The sequence below is a fragment of the Mesorhizobium sp. NZP2234 genome (genome assembly GCF_013170765.1).
Classification (GTDB): domain Bacteria; phylum Pseudomonadota; class Alphaproteobacteria; order Rhizobiales; family Rhizobiaceae; genus Mesorhizobium; species Mesorhizobium loti_D.
This window is the reverse complement of the sequence record NZ_CP033364.1, coordinates 911,432-926,807: the sequence shown is the minus strand read 5'-3', so window position 1 is coordinate 926,807 and position 15,376 is coordinate 911,432. Positions and strand designations below refer to the sequence as shown.

Here is a 15,376-nt window from a genome sequence, read left to right as displayed (position 1 = left end):
CCTGACCGCCCCCCTCCCCATCGACAGCTGGGCGACATTGGCACATTGAGCCTCAGTCTTGCCGTTGCCAAGACCTTAGTTGGAACGAGTTCGCTTGACGTCTCGGGGCGCTTCGGAAACAAGGTCCGCTGCGCACGCGGCGGCAGCCGCTTCTAAGGGGACGGGACATTGGGGTTTTCGGGACTGCTGCAGCTTGGCTTTTCAACGGTGATCTTCCTTCTGGCGGCGACCGCCGCCAAGCAATGGGGCCTTGCGCCGAGCCTCGGCAAGATCCTGCTGACGCTCGCGCTCTATTCACTGGGCAATTTGATCATGCTGCGGCTGATCCGTGAGTTCGGCATGTCGGTGTCCTTCAGCCTCTCGGCCGTCATTCAGCTGGTCTCGGTCAACGTCGTCGCGCTGGTGTTCTTCGGCGAGCGCGTCAACGCCCTGCAGGCCGCCGGCATCGTGATGGCGATCGCGGCCGTGGCGCTGATCACGCTCGGGCCCTATCTGCAGGGACGATGACCGAATGAAGGCCGCGGTACCGATCCGATGAAAGACACTGCAAGCACCCTGCTTAACCGGATCGAATTCCCGGTCCTGCTGGCTGGCCTCGTCGTCGCCGGCGGGCTTTGGGGCTTCGAGGAGTTGATGGAGGTGGCGCGCGCCACCACGCCACACGCCTTCGACACCGAAATCCTGCTTGCCTTCCGCCAGGCGGGCCAACCCGGTATTCCAATCGGCCCGCCATGGCTGGAGGGGGCGATGCGCGACATCACCAGCCTGGGCAGCGCCAGCGTGCTGGTGCTGATAACGACGGCAACGATCATCTATCTGCTGTTGATCCGCAGGCCTGGGACCGCGCTTCTCATCTTCGCCGCCGTGGCGGGTGGCCAGATTTTGTCGAGCCTGCTGAAGGTCGGCGTCGACCGGCCGCGGCCCGAGCTCGTCTCGCATCTGGTCAGCGAGACATCGCTTTCCTTCCCGAGTGGCCACGCCATGCTGTCGGCGGTGACCTATCTCACGCTCGGTTCGCTCGCGGCGCGCTTCCTGCATGGCCGGGCGACGAAGATATACGTCCTGTCCCTCGCCGTGCTGACGACGGTGCTGGTCGGCGTCAGCCGCATCTATCTCGGCGTCCACTGGCCGTCGGATGTGTTGGCAGGCTGGTGCGCGGGCTTCGCCTGGGCGATGCTATGCTGGTTGGTGGCGCGGATGCTGCAGCGGCGCAAGGTGGTGAGCGACGATACCTATGGCGCCTGACCGCATCGCCCGGGCTTGCCCTCAGATCAATCTGTTGATCAGGTGTCCACCACAGCCTGCCAGCGCCAGAGCCATTGACAGCCAGCATGCCGATGTCACCAAAGTTTTGAAACTGCTCAACCGCGTTATCCCTTCCCTCAGATGGACAACATCCTAGCTTGCAATGCTCGGGAAGTATCGGAAATGGACAATCAGGCGACGGTGTTTAAGTCACAAAGATTCATATTGATGCTTGAAACGTCATGCGCCATTTCCGCGGACGCGGACATGGGTTCCGGCCGATGATCACTGCCGCGCAGATGCGTGCCGCGAGGGCTTTGGCCGGCATCGATCAGAAGACGCTGGCCGAGCGCGCCGGCGTTTCGCTTCCAACCATCCAGCGCATGGAAGCGAGCGATGGCGTGGTCCGGGGCGTGGTCGATACGCTGATGAAGGTCATCCAGGCGCTCGACGAGGCCGGGGTGGAACTGATCGGCGAGAACCAGGCCAGCGAGCGCGGCGGCAGGGGCGTGCGCCTCAAGCCCGCCGCACCACCGGCGCCAAGCGGCCGCTGATGACCTGTGCCGGCTCCACGACGCGCGGGCGCGGCTGGCGGGGAAGTGAGAGGCGCGTCCTTCGGTCCAGCTTCCTTTCAACGGAGGAGGGCGGCTGGCCGGCGTCTCATCGGTTGAGCGATCTCGGACCGCTGACGAACGGGCTGCCCCTGAGATAGAAGCGCAGCAGGCGGTCGGCATCCTTCGAAATGCCGATCCTGATGCCCTGCCCGATCTCACCGGGGCTCTGGGCATCGCCTGCGAGCCATAAAGGCTCTTTCTGGCAGAGGTCGAGCCCGTCGAGCGAACGATCGATCCGCAGTGCGGAGGCCAGCCTTCCCGGCCCGCGCGCCAGGTCGCGCAAGCGCTCGATGCCACGGTTCCGCCGCATGATCGCGATGCCTTCGAGCGGTTCCAGCGCCCGGATCAGGACACCGGTGCCGATCCCCTGCCCCTCGCTCGAGACATTCAGCATCATGGAGGTGCCATAGGCGAGATAGACATAGGCATGGCCGCGCTCGAGGAACAGCGAACGGTTGCGCGGGGTCATTCCCCTGAAACCATGCCCGGCGGCGTCGCCGACGACATAGGCCTCGGTCTCGACGATGCGGCCGCCGACAATGCCTTCGGGTAACGCCCGCATCACCAGCTTGCCGATCAGGAAGCGGGCGAGAGCGACGGTCTCGTTCGGCAGTTCCGCACGGGCGATCGGCGGATGATTTTCCCCATGGCTCACAGTATCCGCTCGGCCCATTGTGCCCGCGAGGCTCCCGGCTCGAATGGATCGCTGAAATACTGGGTCTCGCGCGCCACCTTGCCGTCCAGGAACTCCATGATGCTGACGGTATGGGATGGCCGCCCGTCATAGGTCAGGACATATTCGGTGACCCAGAGGTCATCCTTGCCGATGATCCGCCGCACGGTGAAGCGCTTGCGGTTCGGCTGCGCGGCGCGGGACGACTGGATGTTGCGCCGTCCACGGATGCGCTCGCCCGATTGCGGATAGTCGAGCACCGCATCCTCCCGGTAGATCTGGTGTTCCGCCTCGAAGTCACCTGCGTCGGAAGCCGCCCAGTGGCGGTCCAGGGCCGCCCGGATGCCCCCGTCTTCCATGGCAAAGTCTTCCATGGCAAACCTCCATCGCCGTCGAAGGACCTTTCCTACCACGGTCCATCGACGGCTGTTAGCAAAGGTCGCGGCTCGCCCCGAGCCGCCGTTTCTCAATCGAGCTTCAGCGCCGCCACCTCGCCCTCGTTCATCAGCGGCACATAGAGGATCGACTTGCCGTCGGTGCCGATGTCGGCGCTGCCCGGCTTGAAATGCGCCACCGCTTCTGGAGTTCCGCCGGCCTCGTAGCGGTAAAGCGTGCCGGTCAAGTAGGCGGTGGCGTAGATGGTGTCGCCAATGGCGATGACGCCGTCGAGGTCGGCGAATCTCCGCGCGCCGGGCAGCGGCGAAACCACCTTGCTGGCGAGGTCGACCGACAGCAGCCCGCCCGGCTCCGCCGTGCTGAAGTCGGGCTTGATGCCCTTGCCCCAGGAGGCCACGATCAGCCGGCCGCCGTCGGCGAAGACGCCATTGGGCGAAGCCAGCAACGCATCCCTGACGAACGGCTCCGGCCTGTCGCCGTCGATGCGGTAGATCGTGTCGGCCAGCATGTCGCTGACATAGACCTTGCCTGTGTGGTCCGCCGTCATGTCGTTGAGGAAGACGGCATTCGGCACCACGATGCTGGCGACCAGCCTGCCGCTGGCGAGATCGACGACGCGGACCTTGGTGATGTCGGCGACATAGAGCTTGCCGGCCGATATCGCCATGCCCTTGGGCGCGTCCATGCCGTCGGTCCAGTGCTGGGTGACGATCTTGCCGTCCAGCGACAGCACGCTGAGATAGCCGTTGCCGTCGGCATCGCCGGGGTTACCGACGATATTGGAGACGATGATGCGGTTGTTGGCGGCGTCGAACAAAGCTGATTCCGGTTGTTGGAGGCCCGTTGCGCGCCAGAGTTCGCCGGCCTGGACCGCTGGTGCGGCCGCGATACCGATGGTGGCGACCAAGGCTGGGATGATGAAGCGTTTCATGGCTGTTCTCCTGTGCTGACAGGCGACGAGCTAGGATTTTCGATACTTTTCGAAAAGCCTGATTGCCGCTAGTATCGAAAATCGATACGAAATTGCCGGCAAGAGGTGCATCCCATGAACGGTCTGATCTTCGAGGCGCTGAAGCGGACGCTGAAGGCGAAGGGCGTCACCTATCGCGAGCTGGCCGATCGCATGGGCGTTTCCGAGCCGACGGTGAAACGCATCTTCCACGAGCGCAACTGCAAGCTCGACCGGTTGGTCGAGATATGCGCCGCAGCCGGCGTCGAGCTGGAAAACGTGCTTGGCTCGATGAACCGGGGGCCGGGGCCGGTCAACCATATCGCGCCCGAGATCGAGCGCCGGCTCGCTGGGCGGCCCGCGCTGCTGTTCATCTTCGTCATGCTGTCGGAAAAGTTCACGCCGCAGGGCATCATGCGCTCGCAAGGCCTGAGCGAGGCCTCGATGTTCCTCTATCTGCGCGACCTCGAGGAACTGGGACTGATCGCGCTCGGCCGGGGCCTCACGGCAAGATTGCTGGTCGAAACGCCGATCCAGTGGAATTTCGAAGGGCCGCTCAGGCCGCTGTTCGAGATGACCAACAAGAATTTCATCGGCTGGGCCATCACCCATATCGAGAAGGAGGCGACCTTCGTCAGCTTCTCCAGGCGGATGCGGCCTGAGACGGCCGAGATGGTGCGGCGCGAAGCGGAAGACCTTGCCGAGCGCGCCAAATTGCTGGCTCACCACGACCAACATACGACGCCCGAGGACGGGCTCACCGGCTACAAATGGACGTTTGCCTTTGGAGCGACGCCATTTCCCGCGATCATGCCGATCGGCCCGCACCCGCGCGATGCCGGCGCCAGGACGCCTGAGCAGCCCACCGCAAAAGGACGGCGCCCGCTTCCGGCTTGAAAGGCCGCTATTCGGCGGCCTTCGCGTCGGCGGCCTTGTCGTCCCAGGTCACGGACCGGTAGTCGAAGCCATATTCCAGCGTCGGCTTGACGATGCGGAAAAACGGCGACAGGTCGAAGTCGCGCGGCGTGTAGAGCGAGTGGTGGCGGATGTGCAGGATTTCCTTGCGCATATAGCTCGACTGCGCCGAGGCGCGGCCCGGCGCACGGGTGATTTCGGGCAGGATCGGGTAGTGGATCCGGCCATAGGCCTCGGCGATGAGCGAGGAGCAGATGGCCCGGGTCGGGTCGCCGGAGCCGAAGGCCAGCATGCGCCGGCGCCAGCGCACCGGCACCGGCGGCGTCGGCAGGAAATAGCGCAGCATGTCGAAAATGTTCTTGAGGTCGTATTTCAGACCAAGCTTGCCGATCATGAAGGCGACGACCGTGTCGCGGTCCTCCGGCGTCAGCCCGCTCGCCCGGCAGATGCGGGTGTTGTAGGTGCGGTAGCGAGACAAGGGTACCGCCACGCAGCCTTCGCCGAGCGTGACCTCGACCAGCCGCCGCCGCTCTGTTCCGTCCTCCGGTTCGGCCAGCGCGTCGCCGACATAGAGGGCCGCATGCGACCATGTCGACTGGGTGAGGTACTTGATCGCCGCCGAGATCTTCTGGTTGCCCTCGATCAGCAGGATGTCGCCGGGTTCCAGCGTGCGGCGCAACGTTTCGGGATCCGACGGCGTGTAGGGTTCATAGCCGGAGGACTCTTCCTGCAACCGGCCGGCGAGCCAGCGGCCAAGTCGGTCCAGGAGCGTGTCGCCGGGCTCGGTCATGATGCAGCGTGACTAGCACACGCCGGCGGGGAAGTGCCAGCGTGCAGGCCTCGTCAGCCGGCCGAAGCGCTCGTCTCGTCGCGCGGCGCCGGACTGGCCAGATCACCGCGCGCCTTGCGGGCCAGCTTCTTCGTCGAATGCTTGGGGCTGTCGCCGAACAGTTCGGCCGCCTCGGCAAGACATGACTTTCTCAGGCTCTTCTCCGAACGTTTCATGAGCTTGCCGAGAAGTTTCGTGTCCTCGGGCGGGCCAAGCGGCTCGTCATCCGCCTCGAGCAAGGCGCGCATGACGAACAGATCATGCAATTCGCCGAGCCGCTCGCCCAGTGCATCGACCGCCTTGCGCCGCGCCTTGATAGGCGTCGGCCAGAGCCTGCCCAGCAGCGACAGGTGCATGCCATGCGTCTTGGCCGCTTTGCGCAGATCGTGGAAATCGTCGGCCTCGCCGCGCGAGCCAGCCTTGTCGAGCGCCTTCCTGGCACGGCGCAGGGTGACCCTGGCGCCTTCGGCAAGCACGTCGGCCGCCTGTTCCGGCTGGTCTGGCAAGTCGAGGCTTTCGATCCGCTTCATGCCGTCTTCGCAGGCGGCGGTCGCCGCGCCGATCGCCGCTTCGAGGCCGGCGGCTTCGTGGAGATCGTGCTGGCGGGCAATCATCCGGTCACGTACGGTATCGAGCCCGCCATCGGCGCTCTCCTTCGGGAAAGCTGCCGCCAGCCGGTCGATTGTCTCGATCAGCGCCGTTGCCTCGCGTGGGCCGGCAAGCAGGGCCGCAACGTTGCGATAGCACTGGTTCTCCGTCGTGCAGAATGTTTCGTCACCGGAATGAATCAGACGCAGCAAGGCACGCGCACTCTTAAGCCGCTTGCGGCATTTGTGCAGTCCCTGCTCCGGCCGGCTGCGCGCCGTATCCAGATGCAGGAGCGCCTTGCCAATTTCCTCGGCAAGGATGCGCCTGACCTCGCCGGTCAGCGGCAGGCGCGGGTCGATACGAAAGCTCATGCGGCGATCTCCGGTATCCCCCCGAGGGCGAGCGACGCGTTGTAGAATTTCTGCTCGCCGGTGACTTCACGGCCGAGCCAGTCAGGCAGCATTTCGTCCGGCACGTCTTCCGGCGTCTCGAGTTCGGCCACCACAAGTCCCGCGAGTGCACCGCCAAAGACGTCGACTTCATAGAGATAGCCGCGATGCCTAACATGGTGACGTGTCTTCTCGATGACACGTCCGATGGCGAAGTCCAGCATCTCGACGGCATCGGCGAGCGGGATTGGATACTCGAACTCGTCGCGCTCGCGCGCGCCGCTGCCGAATTTGAGCGTCAGCTTGGCGGAAGCGCCGTCGCTGATGCGAATGCGCACGGTCCGGCCAGGCGTCGCGGCGAGATAGAACTGGAGAATGCGGATATCCGCCTCGACCAACTCCCGCCACGCGGTGCTGGAGACCAGGAACTTGCGCTCGACTTCCTTGCCCATGGCCGCGCACTAAAGCGTTTGCCACGGGCGATGGCAAGACAACTCCGAACACAAGTTGACTTTAATCAATCGATTGATTAAAGTCTTGCCATGATCAAAGTCCCCGACACCAAAAATCCCCGACGCGAGACCTCTCCGGCGGATCTGACGCGCACTGCACTCGTGCGGGCGGCGCTGAAACTGTTCGGCCGGCAGGGTTTCGATGGTACCTCGACCCGTCAGATCGCGGCCGAGGCGCAGGCCAATATCGGGTCGATCGCCTATCATTTCGGCGGCAAGGAAGGCCTTCGCGCCGCCGCCGCCGACTATATCGTCGAAACCATCCAGACGATTGCCGGCCAGGCATTGGGCAGCGCCCAGGCCGCGGCGGCAAACGATCCGGAGGCCGCGCGTCTGCTGCTCTTCGGGGCGCTGGAGCGGATGGTCGGCTTCATCGTGGCGCAGCCGCAGGCCGGCGAGATCGTGCAGTTCGTCCTGCGCGAACTGTCGCATCCGACAGCAGCCCTCGACCGCATCTATGACGGCGTGTTCGAGCCGACGCATCGCCGGTTGTGTCTGATCTGGGAGCAGGCGACCGGCGAGCCGGCCGAAAGCGAGCGGACCCGGCTCACCGTCTTCACGCTGATCGGCCAGGTCATCTATTTCCGCATCGGCCGCGAAGCGGTGATGCGCCGCATGGGTTGGCACGATATCGGCGCTGTCGAGGCCGCCAAGGTCGTGGCGGTCACGACGGACAACCTCGGCGCCATACTGGCCGCCCGAAAGATCGAGGATCGAGCGGCAGGGATGAAGGGGCAAAGACCATGAGCTTTCTGTGTTCGCTGCCGCTCGCCGTGCAGCTTCTCGGGGCCTGTGCCCCCACCGCCCCCCTGGCCGTCGGCTATGTCGAGGGCGACTATGTGCTCCTGGCGCCGATCGAGGTGGCGCAGGTCGAGGCCGTCGCCGTGAAGCGCGGCGATCGCGTCACGCCGGGCACGACGGTGGTGACGCTGGAAAGCGCCGACGCCAAGATCGCGGTGGCGCAGGCCGAGGCAAGCCTCGCCCAGGCGCAGGCGCAACTCGCCGATTTGCAGGTCGGCAAGCGGCCGGAAGAAATCGCCGCACTCAAGGCGCAGGTCGACATGGCCAAGGCGCAGGCCGACGACGCGAAGCGCAAATACGACCGCGCCGCCGATCTGTTCAAACGCGGCACCGGCACCCAGGCCGATTACGACACCGCCTCGGCGACGCTGGAGACCGCCAATGCCCAGGTCGGCCAGGCCAGGGCCAATCTCGCCGTCGGTGGCCTGCCGGCGCGGCCCGAGACGATCAAGGCCGCCGACAATCAGGTCAAGCAGGCGCAGGCAGCGCTGGAGCAGGCTCGGTGGCGGCTGTCCAAGCGCAGGCTGGCCGCGCCCTCGCCCGGCCGCGTCAATGACGTCATCCGCAATCCCGGCGACACGGCCGGCCCGACCGCGCCGGTCATCTCGATGCTGCCTGACGGCGCGGTGAAGCTCAGCGTCTACATACCGGAGACCGCCTTCTCCTCGGTCAGGATAGGCAGCCTGCTCAACGTTCATTGCGACGGCTGCGGCGGTGGTGTGAAGGCGCGCGTCAGCTATGTCTCGCCCGATCCCGAATTCACCCCGCCGGTGATCTATTCGCTCGAGAACCGGCAGAAGCTGGTCTATCTGGTCGAGGCCCGCCCGGAGGGCGATGCCGGCCCACTGCAGCCCGGCCAGATCGTCGACGTCGATCTTGCGGAAACGGCCAGATGAACGCCATCGACGTTCACGGCCTGGTCAAGCGCTTCGGCGACAAGACCGTCGTCGACCATGTGACGATGTCGGTCGCCGAAGGCGAGATCGTCGGCTTCCTCGGCCCCAACGGTTCGGGCAAGACCACCACCATCCGCATCATGTGCGGCCTGCTCACGCCAGACGAAGGCGAAGGCACGGTGTTGGGTTTCAACATCCGTACGGAGTCGCTCAGGATCAAGCGCGAAGTCGGCTATATGACGCAGAAATTCTCGTTCTACGAGGATCTGACGATCGGCGAGAACCTAGAATTCGTGGCGCGGCTCTACCGGCTGAAGCCGGTCGAGGAGTATGTGGCCAGGACACTGGAGGAACTCGGCCTGACCTCGCGCCGCAACCAGTTGGCCGGCACGCTGTCCGGCGGCTGGAAGCAGCGGCTGGCGCTCGCCGCCTGCATCATGCACAAGCCTAAGCTGCTTTTGCTCGACGAGCCGACGGCCGGTGTCGATCCGAAGGCGCGGCGCGAATTCTGGGACGAGATCCACCGCCTCGCCAGCGGCGGCCTCACCGTGCTGGTCTCCACCCACTACATGGACGAAGCCGAGCGCTGCCACCGCATCAGCTACATCTCCTACGGCAGGATGCTGGCCACCGGCACCGTCGCCGAGGTGGTCATGAATGCCGGCCTGACGACGTTCGTGGTGCAGGGTCCGCGGCTGGCCAAGGTGGCCGAAGAGCTGCAGGGCCGCCCCGGCGTCGACCAGGTGGCGCCCTTCGGCGCGACGCTGCATGTCGTCGGTTCCGACAGGAAGAAGCTCGAAGCAACGCTTGCCGATGTCGAGAAGGAGCACGAGGGCGTGACGGTCGCGCCGGGCGAAACCAGCCTGGAGGATGTCTTCATCCAGTTCATGTCGGGGTCGAAGGACAATATGGCATGAACAGTGTCTTCTCCTTCGCCAGGCTTGGCGCGCTGCTGATCAAGGAGTTCATCCAGATGCGGCGCGACCGCATCACCTTCGCCATGATGCTCGGCGTGCCGCTGCTGCAGCTGGTGCTGTTCGGCTTTGCCATCAACAACGATCCGAAGGGCTTGCCGACGGCGCTGGTGGCGATGAGCAACGACCAGTACACGCGCGCCATGGTCTCGGCGCTGCAGGTGACGGGCTACTATCGTTTCGACCATGTGACCCAGAGCGCCGAGGAGGCGGAATTCCTGATGGCGCGCGGCGACGTTTCCTTCGTCGTCACCATCCCGGCCGACTTCGCCAGGCGTGTCGAGCGGGGCGACAATCCGCAAATCCTGATCGAGGCGGACGCGACCGATCCGTCGGCGGCGAGCGGCGCCATTTCCACGCTGAGCACGGTGGCGAGCCAGGCGCTGCTGCGCGCCCAGGGCATGCAGGCCGCGGCCGCCGAGAATGCCAGGCAGCAGCTGCAGGTGGTGGTGCACCAGCGCTACAATCCCGAAGGCATTTCGCAATACAACATCGTGCCCGGCCTGCTCGGCGTCATCCTGCAGATGACCATGGTGATGATGACGGCCATGGCGCTGACCCGCGAAACCGAGCGCGGCACGATGGAAAACCTGCTCGCCATGCCGTCCAGCCCGGCCGAGATCATGCTGGGCAAGGTGCTGCCCTTCCTCGTCGTCGGCGCGGTGCAGGTGGCGGTGGTGCTGGTGGCGGCCAAGCTCCTGTTCGACATTCCCTTCGTCGGCAGCCTGACGCTTCTGTTGTCGTCGGTGCTCGTCTTCGTGCTCTCGCTGGTGCTGCTCGGCTACACCATCTCGACCATGGCCCGCTCGCAGATGCAGGCCATGCAGCTGACCTTCTTCTTCTTCCTGCCGTCCCTGCTCTTGTCCGGCTTCATGTTCCCCTATCGCGGCATGCCGGGCTGGGCCCAGGCGCTGGGCGAAATCTTCCCGCTGACGCATTTCCTGCGCATCACCCGCGCGGTGATGCTGAAGGGCGCCGATTTCCACGCCATCGCCACCGAGATAGGCTGGCTGGCCGTGTTCGTGCTGGTCTTCGCGGGCACAGCGCTTTTGCGCTTCAGGCGCACGCTGGACTGACCGGCGCTCGCGAACCATGATCGCCAATGACGACGGCCGGATCGTAAAACGGCGTCCGATCGCCCGCATCTCCCGCATGGCAGAGGCGCTGATGGCGGGCATGGCGCGGCGGACAAAGCGCTCAGGCGGCCGCCATGATCCCGGCATAGGTACTGAAATCGACATTGCCGCCGGACAGCACCACGGCGACATTCTTGCCCGACAGTTCGATCTCGCCCGATGACAGCGCCGCCAGCGCGACGCAGCCGCCCGGCTCGACCACCAGCTTCAGATAGGCCATGGCGTCGCGCATCGCCTGTGCCGTCGCCTTATCGGAGACGGCAATGGCGCCGGCGAGGTTCTTGCGGTTGATCTCGAACGTGATCACGCCCGGCTCGGCCGTCAGGATCGCGTCGCAGATCGAACTGTAGCCCTGTTCGTTGGAAACCCGGGCGTCGGCGGCGAGCGAGCGGCGCGTATCGTCGAAATGCTCGGGCTCGACCGCCCAGACCGCTGTGCCTGGCGAGGCGTCCTTGACCGCCACCGAAATGCCGCTCGACAGGCCGCCGCCGCCACAGGGGATCAAGACGGCGTCGAGGCTGATGCCGAGCGCCCTGGCCTGCCGCATCAGTTCAAGGCCGATCGTGCCTTGCCCGGCAATGATGGCAGGGTCGTCGAAGGGCGGCACCAGCACCATCCCCCTGTCGATATAGGGGCGAACCACGGTCATGCGGTCATCGCGGAAACGGTCGAAGGGCACCACCTCCGCGCCCATCTTGCGAACATTGCCGATCTTCATCGCCGGCGCGTCCGCCGGCATGGCGATGACCGCCTTGACGCCGAACATGGCGGCGGAAGCGGCGACCCCCTGTGCATGATTGCCCGACGAGAAGGCGACGACACCCCGGCTGCGTTCCGCCTCGCTCAGTAATGACAGTTTGTTGTAGGCGCCACGGAACTTGAACGAGCCGGTGCGCTGCAGCGTCTCCGGCTTGAACAGGACGCGGCCGCCGAAGCGCTTGTTCAGCTCCTGCGATTCGATCAAGGGGGTTTCGACGATCAGCCCGGAAAGACGGGCCGCCGCGGCGTGGATGTCGGCGATGCCGGGAAGGGTGGTGGCGGTCATGCGAGGTCCAGTGAAAGTGGGTGTCTTCTCATGATGCGCGCAAACAGCCGTGGCGCACCATCGAAAAAATGTGACCGTTACAATGTTGGGTGAGTCAAAATCCGATGGACGGCGCTGCCCCTCATCTGGCTGCCGCCATCTTCTCCCCGTGAACGGGGAGAAGGGCGCTGTCGCCTACGCTTTCGCCAGGAAGCGGACGTTGCTGGAGGAGCGGCGACGGTGAGACCAGCTTCTTTCTCCCCGTTCACGGTGAGAATGCCCGGCAGGGCAATGAGGGGCAGCGCCGACCATGACGGTTGGCCCCGGCCCTCCTCTATGGCTCCGGGCGTTCGTCGCTCGAAAAGCCCATTTGGGGGCTTTTCGTCCGCTGCGCGGACCGCTCCTCATCCAAGCAGCGTCCGCTGCCTCTTGGTTCCGCCCAGCTTGCGCCAATTGTTGAAGCGGTGGGTGGCGGCCGCAAAGGAGATCTTCATCTGCTGGGCGACCGAATAGCGCGACTTGCCTTCGTCGAACATGCGGTAGCAGCACTCGACCCCCTCCTCGGTCAGCTTGCCGTCGGGGGCCTTGTTGTGCGGGTTGGCGGGGTCGAACTTCTCGATCTGCTGCTCGACCAGGCCCTTCAGGCGCTGCAGATCGGCCTCGATGCCGGCAATGAGATCGAGAACGGGTTTCGGGTCGAAATGCTGCGGGTGCGGCTTCGTCATGCGCATGCTCCTCATTCTTGTGTTAGGTTCAGCTATATAGGTGAATCTTTGCCAATAATAAAGAAGCGGGGCCACTTGAGTGTTTCAACAATTCTTGAACCCGTGGCCACGGCGCGATTGACCCGGAGCGTGGCAAACCCTAGTTTAGAACTATTCTAAACTAGGGTCCTTTCCTCATGCTTTCCCGTGTTTTCGGCTTCGGCCGCCGCCCCTTCGAATCGCTCTCCGAACAAGAAATCCTGGCGCTGGCCATTTCATCCGAGGAAGATGACGGTCGCATCTATCGGGCCTATGCCGACGGGCTGGCGGAAAGCTTCCCGCAATCGGCGAAGGTGTTCGAGGAGATGGCCGAGGAGGAGGACGGCCATCGCGACGCCCTGATCGAACTCTTCCGCAAGCGTTTCGGCGAGCGCATTCCGCTGATCCGGCGCGAACATGTGAAGGGCTATTTCGAGCGCAAGCCCGACTGGCTGGTGAGGCCGCTCGGCATCGAGCATGTGCGCCGCCAGGCCGAGGCGATGGAGCAGCAGGCCTACCTGTTCTACGTCGAGGCGGCAAAGCGCACCACCGATGCCTCGACGCGTAAACTTCTCGACGACCTCGCTATAGCCGAACAGGGTCACGAGACACTGGCGCAGCGGCTGGAGCAGAAGCATGTGCCCGGCGACGTGAAGGATGAAGAGGCCGCCGCCGAGCAGCGCCAGTTCATCCTGACTTATGTGCAGCCGGGCCTTGCCGGCCTGATGGACGGTTCGGTGTCGACGCTGGCGCCGATCTTCGCCGCTGCCTTCGCCACGCATGACACCTGGCAGACCTTCCTGGTCGGGCTTGCCGCGTCGATCGGCGCCGGCATCTCCATGGGTTTTACTGAAGTCGCTTCCGACGACGGCAAGCTCTCGGGCCGCGGCTCGCCGATAAAACGCGGCATCACCACCGGCGTCATGACATCGGCCGGCGGTCTGGGCCACGCATTGCCCTATCTCATTCCGCATTTCTGGACGGCGACGGCCGTCGCCGCTGTGGTGGTGTTCTTCGAATTGTGGGCCATCGCCTTCGTCCAGAACCGCTACATGCAGACGCCCTTCCTGCGCGCCGCCTTCCAGGTGGTGCTGGGCGGCGCGCTGGTGTTCGCGGCGGGAGTGCTGATCGGGAATGCTTGAGCGCTGCCGCGCCAGCCACTCACCCATTCACCGCCCGGCTGTCCGCCGGCGCCTCGTCCCTTTCGGTCAGTCCGTAGTCGCGCACCACATGCGCGATGCGCAGCCGATAGCCGGCAAAGATGCCGCCGCGGCCGGCCTGCTGCGCCTGGCGGTGCTCTTCGGTGTTGCGCCAGGCCTTCACCGCGTCCTCGTCGCGCCAGAACGACAGCGACAGGATGCGGTTCGGGTCGGCGAGACTCTGAAAGCGCTCGATCGAGATGAAGCCGTCAATGCCGTCGAGCAGGGGCCGCAGCTTGGCGGCGATGCCGAGATAGGCATCGCGCCGGCCCTCCGCGGGCTGCACCTCGAAGATGACGGCGATCACGGCAGCACCAGCTTGGCGTGGGGCCCGGAAACGTGTTTCAGGAACATGCGGTCCTCCTTGAGGATGAATCTTTCGCGGCGAGCGAACTCATAGTTTGCCTTGCCGGCGGGATCGGCGGCAAGGCGGGCCCGATAGGCTTCGTAGGCCGCCAGGCTTTCAATGTTGTAGGCGGCGTAGGCCGTCGTCGCCGACCCCTCATGCGGGGCGAAATAGCCGATCAGGTCGGCGCCGCAGCGCGGAATGGCCTGGCCCCAGTTGCGGGCATATTCCTCGAAGGCGGCCTTGCCGAACGGGTCGATCTCATAGCGGATGAAGCAGGTGATGGTCATGGTCGGCTCCCTTGGGTCTTGCATCGACGCTTCGAGCGCGGTCGAAACGTCATGCGCATCCATGTGCTAGGCAGTTTGGTGTCAGGAGCCATCGTCGCTTGCGTCGCCGGCTCCTTGAGCTGGAGCCAGATTAGTGGTTGTCTCACAAGAATGCTTCGATGAGGATCAAACCATGCGTGAAGGACCTGATATCGCGCGCATCGCCAGCCTGGTCGGCGACCCGGCCCGCGCCAACATGCTCAGCGCGCTGATGGGCGGCACGGCGCTGACGGCGAGCGAACTGGCGCTGGAGGCCGGCGTCTCCTTGCCGACCGCCAGCTCGCATCTGTCGAAATTGATGGAGGGTGGGCTGCTGACCTTGGCCAGCCAGGGCAGGCATCGCTATTACGGTCTCGCCGGTCCGCAGGTCGCGGGCATGATCGAAGCCATCACCGGTGTGGCGGAAGCCGTTGGCCCCAAGCGTGTGCGGCCGGGTCCGCGTGACGCGGCGATGCGCGTCGCGCGCGTCTGCTATGACCATCTCGCCGGCGAGCAGGCGGTGGCGATGCTCGACCGCCTTGTCGAGAGAGACATCCTGCTGCGCGACGACAAGGAGATCAGGCCTGGTCCGTCGGCGGCATCGCATTTTTCCGCCATGGGCATCGATGTCGATCCCAGGCCGCGCCGGCCGGTCTGTCGCGCCTGCCTCGACTGGAGCGTGCGCCGCTCGCATCTCGCCGGCACGCTGGGCGCGGCCATCCTCGACAAGATCCTTCTGGAAAAATGGGCACGTCGTGAAAAGGACAGCCGCGTGGTCATCTTCTCGCCGCCGGGCAAGCAGGCGTTTGAGAGGGCGTTTTTGGCGTAGTTTGCCAGCG

20 protein-coding genes are annotated in these 15,376 nt (G+C 64.9%); 10 read left to right on the top strand and 10 right to left on the bottom strand.

The window, feature by feature from the left end; all coding sequences use genetic code 11:
- Positions 1 to 168: 168 nt before the first annotated feature.
- From EB230_RS04405 to EB230_RS04395, 3 genes are all read left to right on the top strand, one after another.
- Entirely contained in the window at positions 169 to 507 is a 339-nt protein-coding gene (locus tag EB230_RS04405; RefSeq protein WP_056574065.1) for a hypothetical protein, read from the top strand.
- Between the two features lie 27 nt (positions 508 to 534).
- A complete protein-coding gene (locus tag EB230_RS04400) occupies positions 535 to 1,245 on the top strand; it encodes a phosphatase PAP2 family protein (protein WP_056574062.1) in 711 nt (236 codons plus the stop codon).
- Positions 1,246 to 1,526: 281 nt separating this feature from the next.
- A complete protein-coding gene (locus EB230_RS04395; RefSeq protein ID WP_056576335.1) occupies positions 1,527 to 1,799 on the top strand; it encodes a helix-turn-helix transcriptional regulator in 273 nt (90 codons plus the stop codon).
- 106 nt (positions 1,800 to 1,905) lie between these two features.
- On the opposite strand, the gene EB230_RS04390 is transcribed toward EB230_RS04395, so the two are convergent.
- From EB230_RS04390 to EB230_RS04380, 3 genes are all read right to left on the bottom strand, one after another.
- Entirely contained in the window at positions 1,906 to 2,532 is a 627-nt protein-coding gene (locus tag EB230_RS04390) for a DNA-3-methyladenine glycosylase (RefSeq protein ID WP_172371536.1), read from the bottom strand.
- Positions 2,511 to 2,891, bottom strand: coding sequence for a nuclear transport factor 2 family protein (locus tag EB230_RS04385; protein ID WP_056576333.1), 381 nt, complete (start codon positions 2,889 to 2,891; stop codon positions 2,511 to 2,513). The genes EB230_RS04390 and EB230_RS04385 overlap by 22 nt, the downstream gene beginning before the upstream one ends.
- A gap of 107 nt (positions 2,892 to 2,998) precedes the next feature.
- On the bottom strand, positions 2,999 to 3,859 hold the full coding sequence (locus tag EB230_RS04380; protein ID WP_172371525.1) for an ATP/GTP-binding protein: 861 nt from the start codon (positions 3,857 to 3,859) through the stop codon (positions 2,999 to 3,001).
- Positions 3,860 to 3,973: 114 nt separating this feature from the next.
- On the opposite strand from EB230_RS04380, the gene EB230_RS04375 reads away from it, so the two are divergent.
- Positions 3,974 to 4,774, top strand: coding sequence for a helix-turn-helix transcriptional regulator (locus tag EB230_RS04375; RefSeq protein ID WP_172371523.1), 801 nt, complete (start codon positions 3,974 to 3,976; stop codon positions 4,772 to 4,774).
- Between the two features lie 7 nt (positions 4,775 to 4,781).
- On the opposite strand, the gene EB230_RS04370 is transcribed toward EB230_RS04375, so the two are convergent.
- The 3 genes from EB230_RS04370 to EB230_RS04360 are packed head-to-tail and all read right to left on the bottom strand — an operon-like array spanning position 4,782 to position 7,050.
- Positions 4,782 to 5,582: a YiiX/YebB-like N1pC/P60 family cysteine hydrolase gene (locus EB230_RS04370; RefSeq protein ID WP_172371521.1), complete on the bottom strand. Its 801-nt coding sequence runs from the start codon at positions 5,580 to 5,582 to the stop codon at positions 4,782 to 4,784.
- A gap of 53 nt (positions 5,583 to 5,635) precedes the next feature.
- Positions 5,636 to 6,580 (bottom strand): CHAD domain-containing protein, encoded by a 945-nt coding sequence (locus EB230_RS04365; RefSeq protein WP_172371519.1) that lies wholly within the window; start codon positions 6,578 to 6,580, stop codon positions 5,636 to 5,638.
- Positions 6,577 to 7,050 (bottom strand): CYTH domain-containing protein, encoded by a 474-nt coding sequence (locus EB230_RS04360; protein ID WP_172371517.1) that lies wholly within the window; start codon positions 7,048 to 7,050, stop codon positions 6,577 to 6,579. The genes EB230_RS04365 and EB230_RS04360 overlap by 4 nt, the downstream gene beginning before the upstream one ends.
- 90 nt (positions 7,051 to 7,140) lie before the next feature.
- Between EB230_RS04360 and EB230_RS04355 the strand changes: the two genes are divergently transcribed.
- Genes EB230_RS04355 through EB230_RS04340 form a run of 4 tightly spaced genes read left to right on the top strand, consistent with a single transcriptional unit; the run spans position 7,141 to position 10,857 of the window.
- Positions 7,141 to 7,857: a CerR family C-terminal domain-containing protein gene (locus EB230_RS04355; protein WP_056574040.1), complete on the top strand. Its 717-nt coding sequence runs from the start codon at positions 7,141 to 7,143 to the stop codon at positions 7,855 to 7,857.
- Positions 7,854 to 8,807 (top strand): HlyD family efflux transporter periplasmic adaptor subunit, encoded by a 954-nt coding sequence (locus EB230_RS04350; protein WP_172371514.1) that lies wholly within the window; start codon positions 7,854 to 7,856, stop codon positions 8,805 to 8,807. The genes EB230_RS04355 and EB230_RS04350 overlap by 4 nt, the downstream gene beginning before the upstream one ends.
- Complete coding sequence (locus EB230_RS04345) at positions 8,804 to 9,724, top strand: ABC transporter ATP-binding protein (protein WP_172371512.1); 921 nt, start codon at positions 8,804 to 8,806, stop codon at positions 9,722 to 9,724. The genes EB230_RS04350 and EB230_RS04345 overlap by 4 nt, the downstream gene beginning before the upstream one ends.
- Complete coding sequence (locus EB230_RS04340) at positions 9,721 to 10,857, top strand: ABC transporter permease (protein WP_056574031.1); 1,137 nt, start codon at positions 9,721 to 9,723, stop codon at positions 10,855 to 10,857. Before EB230_RS04345 ends, EB230_RS04340 begins: the two co-directional genes overlap by 4 nt.
- 121 nt (positions 10,858 to 10,978) lie before the next feature.
- Here the strand turns inward: EB230_RS04340 and EB230_RS04335 are convergent, their stop codons facing one another.
- On the bottom strand, positions 10,979 to 11,962 hold the full coding sequence (locus EB230_RS04335) for a threonine/serine dehydratase (RefSeq protein WP_172371510.1): 984 nt from the start codon (positions 11,960 to 11,962) through the stop codon (positions 10,979 to 10,981).
- 383 nt (positions 11,963 to 12,345) lie between these two features.
- Positions 12,346 to 12,666: a hypothetical protein gene (locus tag EB230_RS04330; protein ID WP_056576330.1), complete on the bottom strand. Its 321-nt coding sequence runs from the start codon at positions 12,664 to 12,666 to the stop codon at positions 12,346 to 12,348.
- Between the two features lie 176 nt (positions 12,667 to 12,842).
- Between EB230_RS04330 and mbfA the strand changes: the two genes are divergently transcribed.
- Entirely contained in the window at positions 12,843 to 13,826 is a 984-nt protein-coding gene (gene mbfA / locus EB230_RS04325; RefSeq protein ID WP_056574025.1) for an iron exporter MbfA, read from the top strand.
- Positions 13,827 to 13,845: 19 nt separating this feature from the next.
- Here mbfA and EB230_RS04320 read toward each other — a convergent pair whose 3' ends face one another.
- Entirely contained in the window at positions 13,846 to 14,190 is a 345-nt protein-coding gene (locus EB230_RS04320) for an antibiotic biosynthesis monooxygenase (protein ID WP_056574020.1), read from the bottom strand.
- Positions 14,187 to 14,519 (bottom strand): NIPSNAP family protein, encoded by a 333-nt coding sequence (locus EB230_RS04315; RefSeq protein WP_056576328.1) that lies wholly within the window; start codon positions 14,517 to 14,519, stop codon positions 14,187 to 14,189. Before EB230_RS04315 ends, EB230_RS04320 begins: the two co-directional genes overlap by 4 nt.
- A gap of 172 nt (positions 14,520 to 14,691) precedes the next feature.
- On the opposite strand from EB230_RS04315, the gene EB230_RS04310 reads away from it, so the two are divergent.
- Entirely contained in the window at positions 14,692 to 15,366 is a 675-nt protein-coding gene (locus EB230_RS04310; protein ID WP_172371508.1) for a winged helix-turn-helix domain-containing protein, read from the top strand.
- Positions 15,367 to 15,376: the final 10 nt, after the last annotated feature.

What these genes read in the sequence shown, in the direction of transcription:
- EB230_RS04400 (WP_056574062.1), top strand. Translation starts at nt 535, where the DNA reads ATGAAAGACACTGCAAGCACCCTGCTTAACCGGATCGAATTCCCGGTC.
- EB230_RS04395 (WP_056576335.1), top strand. Translation starts at nt 1,527, where the DNA reads ATGATCACTGCCGCGCAGATGCGTGCCGCGAGGGCTTTGGCCGGCATC.
- EB230_RS04390 (WP_172371536.1), bottom strand. Translation starts at nt 2,532, where the DNA reads ATGGGCCGAGCGGATACTGTGAGCCATGGGGAAAATCATCCGCCGATC.
- EB230_RS04385 (WP_056576333.1), bottom strand. Translation starts at nt 2,891, where the DNA reads ATGGAAGACGGGGGCATCCGGGCGGCCCTGGACCGCCACTGGGCGGCT.
- EB230_RS04380 (WP_172371525.1), bottom strand. Translation starts at nt 3,859, where the DNA reads ATGAAACGCTTCATCATCCCAGCCTTGGTCGCCACCATCGGTATCGCG.
- EB230_RS04375 (WP_172371523.1), top strand. Translation starts at nt 3,974, where the DNA reads ATGAACGGTCTGATCTTCGAGGCGCTGAAGCGGACGCTGAAGGCGAAG.
- EB230_RS04370 (WP_172371521.1), bottom strand. Translation starts at nt 5,582, where the DNA reads ATGACCGAGCCCGGCGACACGCTCCTGGACCGACTTGGCCGCTGGCTC.
- EB230_RS04365 (WP_172371519.1), bottom strand. Translation starts at nt 6,580, where the DNA reads ATGAGCTTTCGTATCGACCCGCGCCTGCCGCTGACCGGCGAGGTCAGG.
- EB230_RS04360 (WP_172371517.1), bottom strand. Translation starts at nt 7,050, where the DNA reads ATGGGCAAGGAAGTCGAGCGCAAGTTCCTGGTCTCCAGCACCGCGTGG.
- EB230_RS04355 (WP_056574040.1), top strand. Translation starts at nt 7,141, where the DNA reads ATGATCAAAGTCCCCGACACCAAAAATCCCCGACGCGAGACCTCTCCG.
- EB230_RS04350 (WP_172371514.1), top strand. Translation starts at nt 7,854, where the DNA reads ATGAGCTTTCTGTGTTCGCTGCCGCTCGCCGTGCAGCTTCTCGGGGCC.
- EB230_RS04345 (WP_172371512.1), top strand. Translation starts at nt 8,804, where the DNA reads ATGAACGCCATCGACGTTCACGGCCTGGTCAAGCGCTTCGGCGACAAG.
- EB230_RS04340 (WP_056574031.1), top strand. Translation starts at nt 9,721, where the DNA reads ATGAACAGTGTCTTCTCCTTCGCCAGGCTTGGCGCGCTGCTGATCAAG.
- EB230_RS04335 (WP_172371510.1), bottom strand. Translation starts at nt 11,962, where the DNA reads ATGACCGCCACCACCCTTCCCGGCATCGCCGACATCCACGCCGCGGCG.
- EB230_RS04330 (WP_056576330.1), bottom strand. Translation starts at nt 12,666, where the DNA reads ATGACGAAGCCGCACCCGCAGCATTTCGACCCGAAACCCGTTCTCGAT.
- mbfA (WP_056574025.1), top strand. Translation starts at nt 12,843, where the DNA reads ATGCTTTCCCGTGTTTTCGGCTTCGGCCGCCGCCCCTTCGAATCGCTC.
- EB230_RS04315 (WP_056576328.1), bottom strand. Translation starts at nt 14,519, where the DNA reads ATGACCATCACCTGCTTCATCCGCTATGAGATCGACCCGTTCGGCAAG.
- EB230_RS04310 (WP_172371508.1), top strand. Translation starts at nt 14,692, where the DNA reads ATGCGTGAAGGACCTGATATCGCGCGCATCGCCAGCCTGGTCGGCGAC.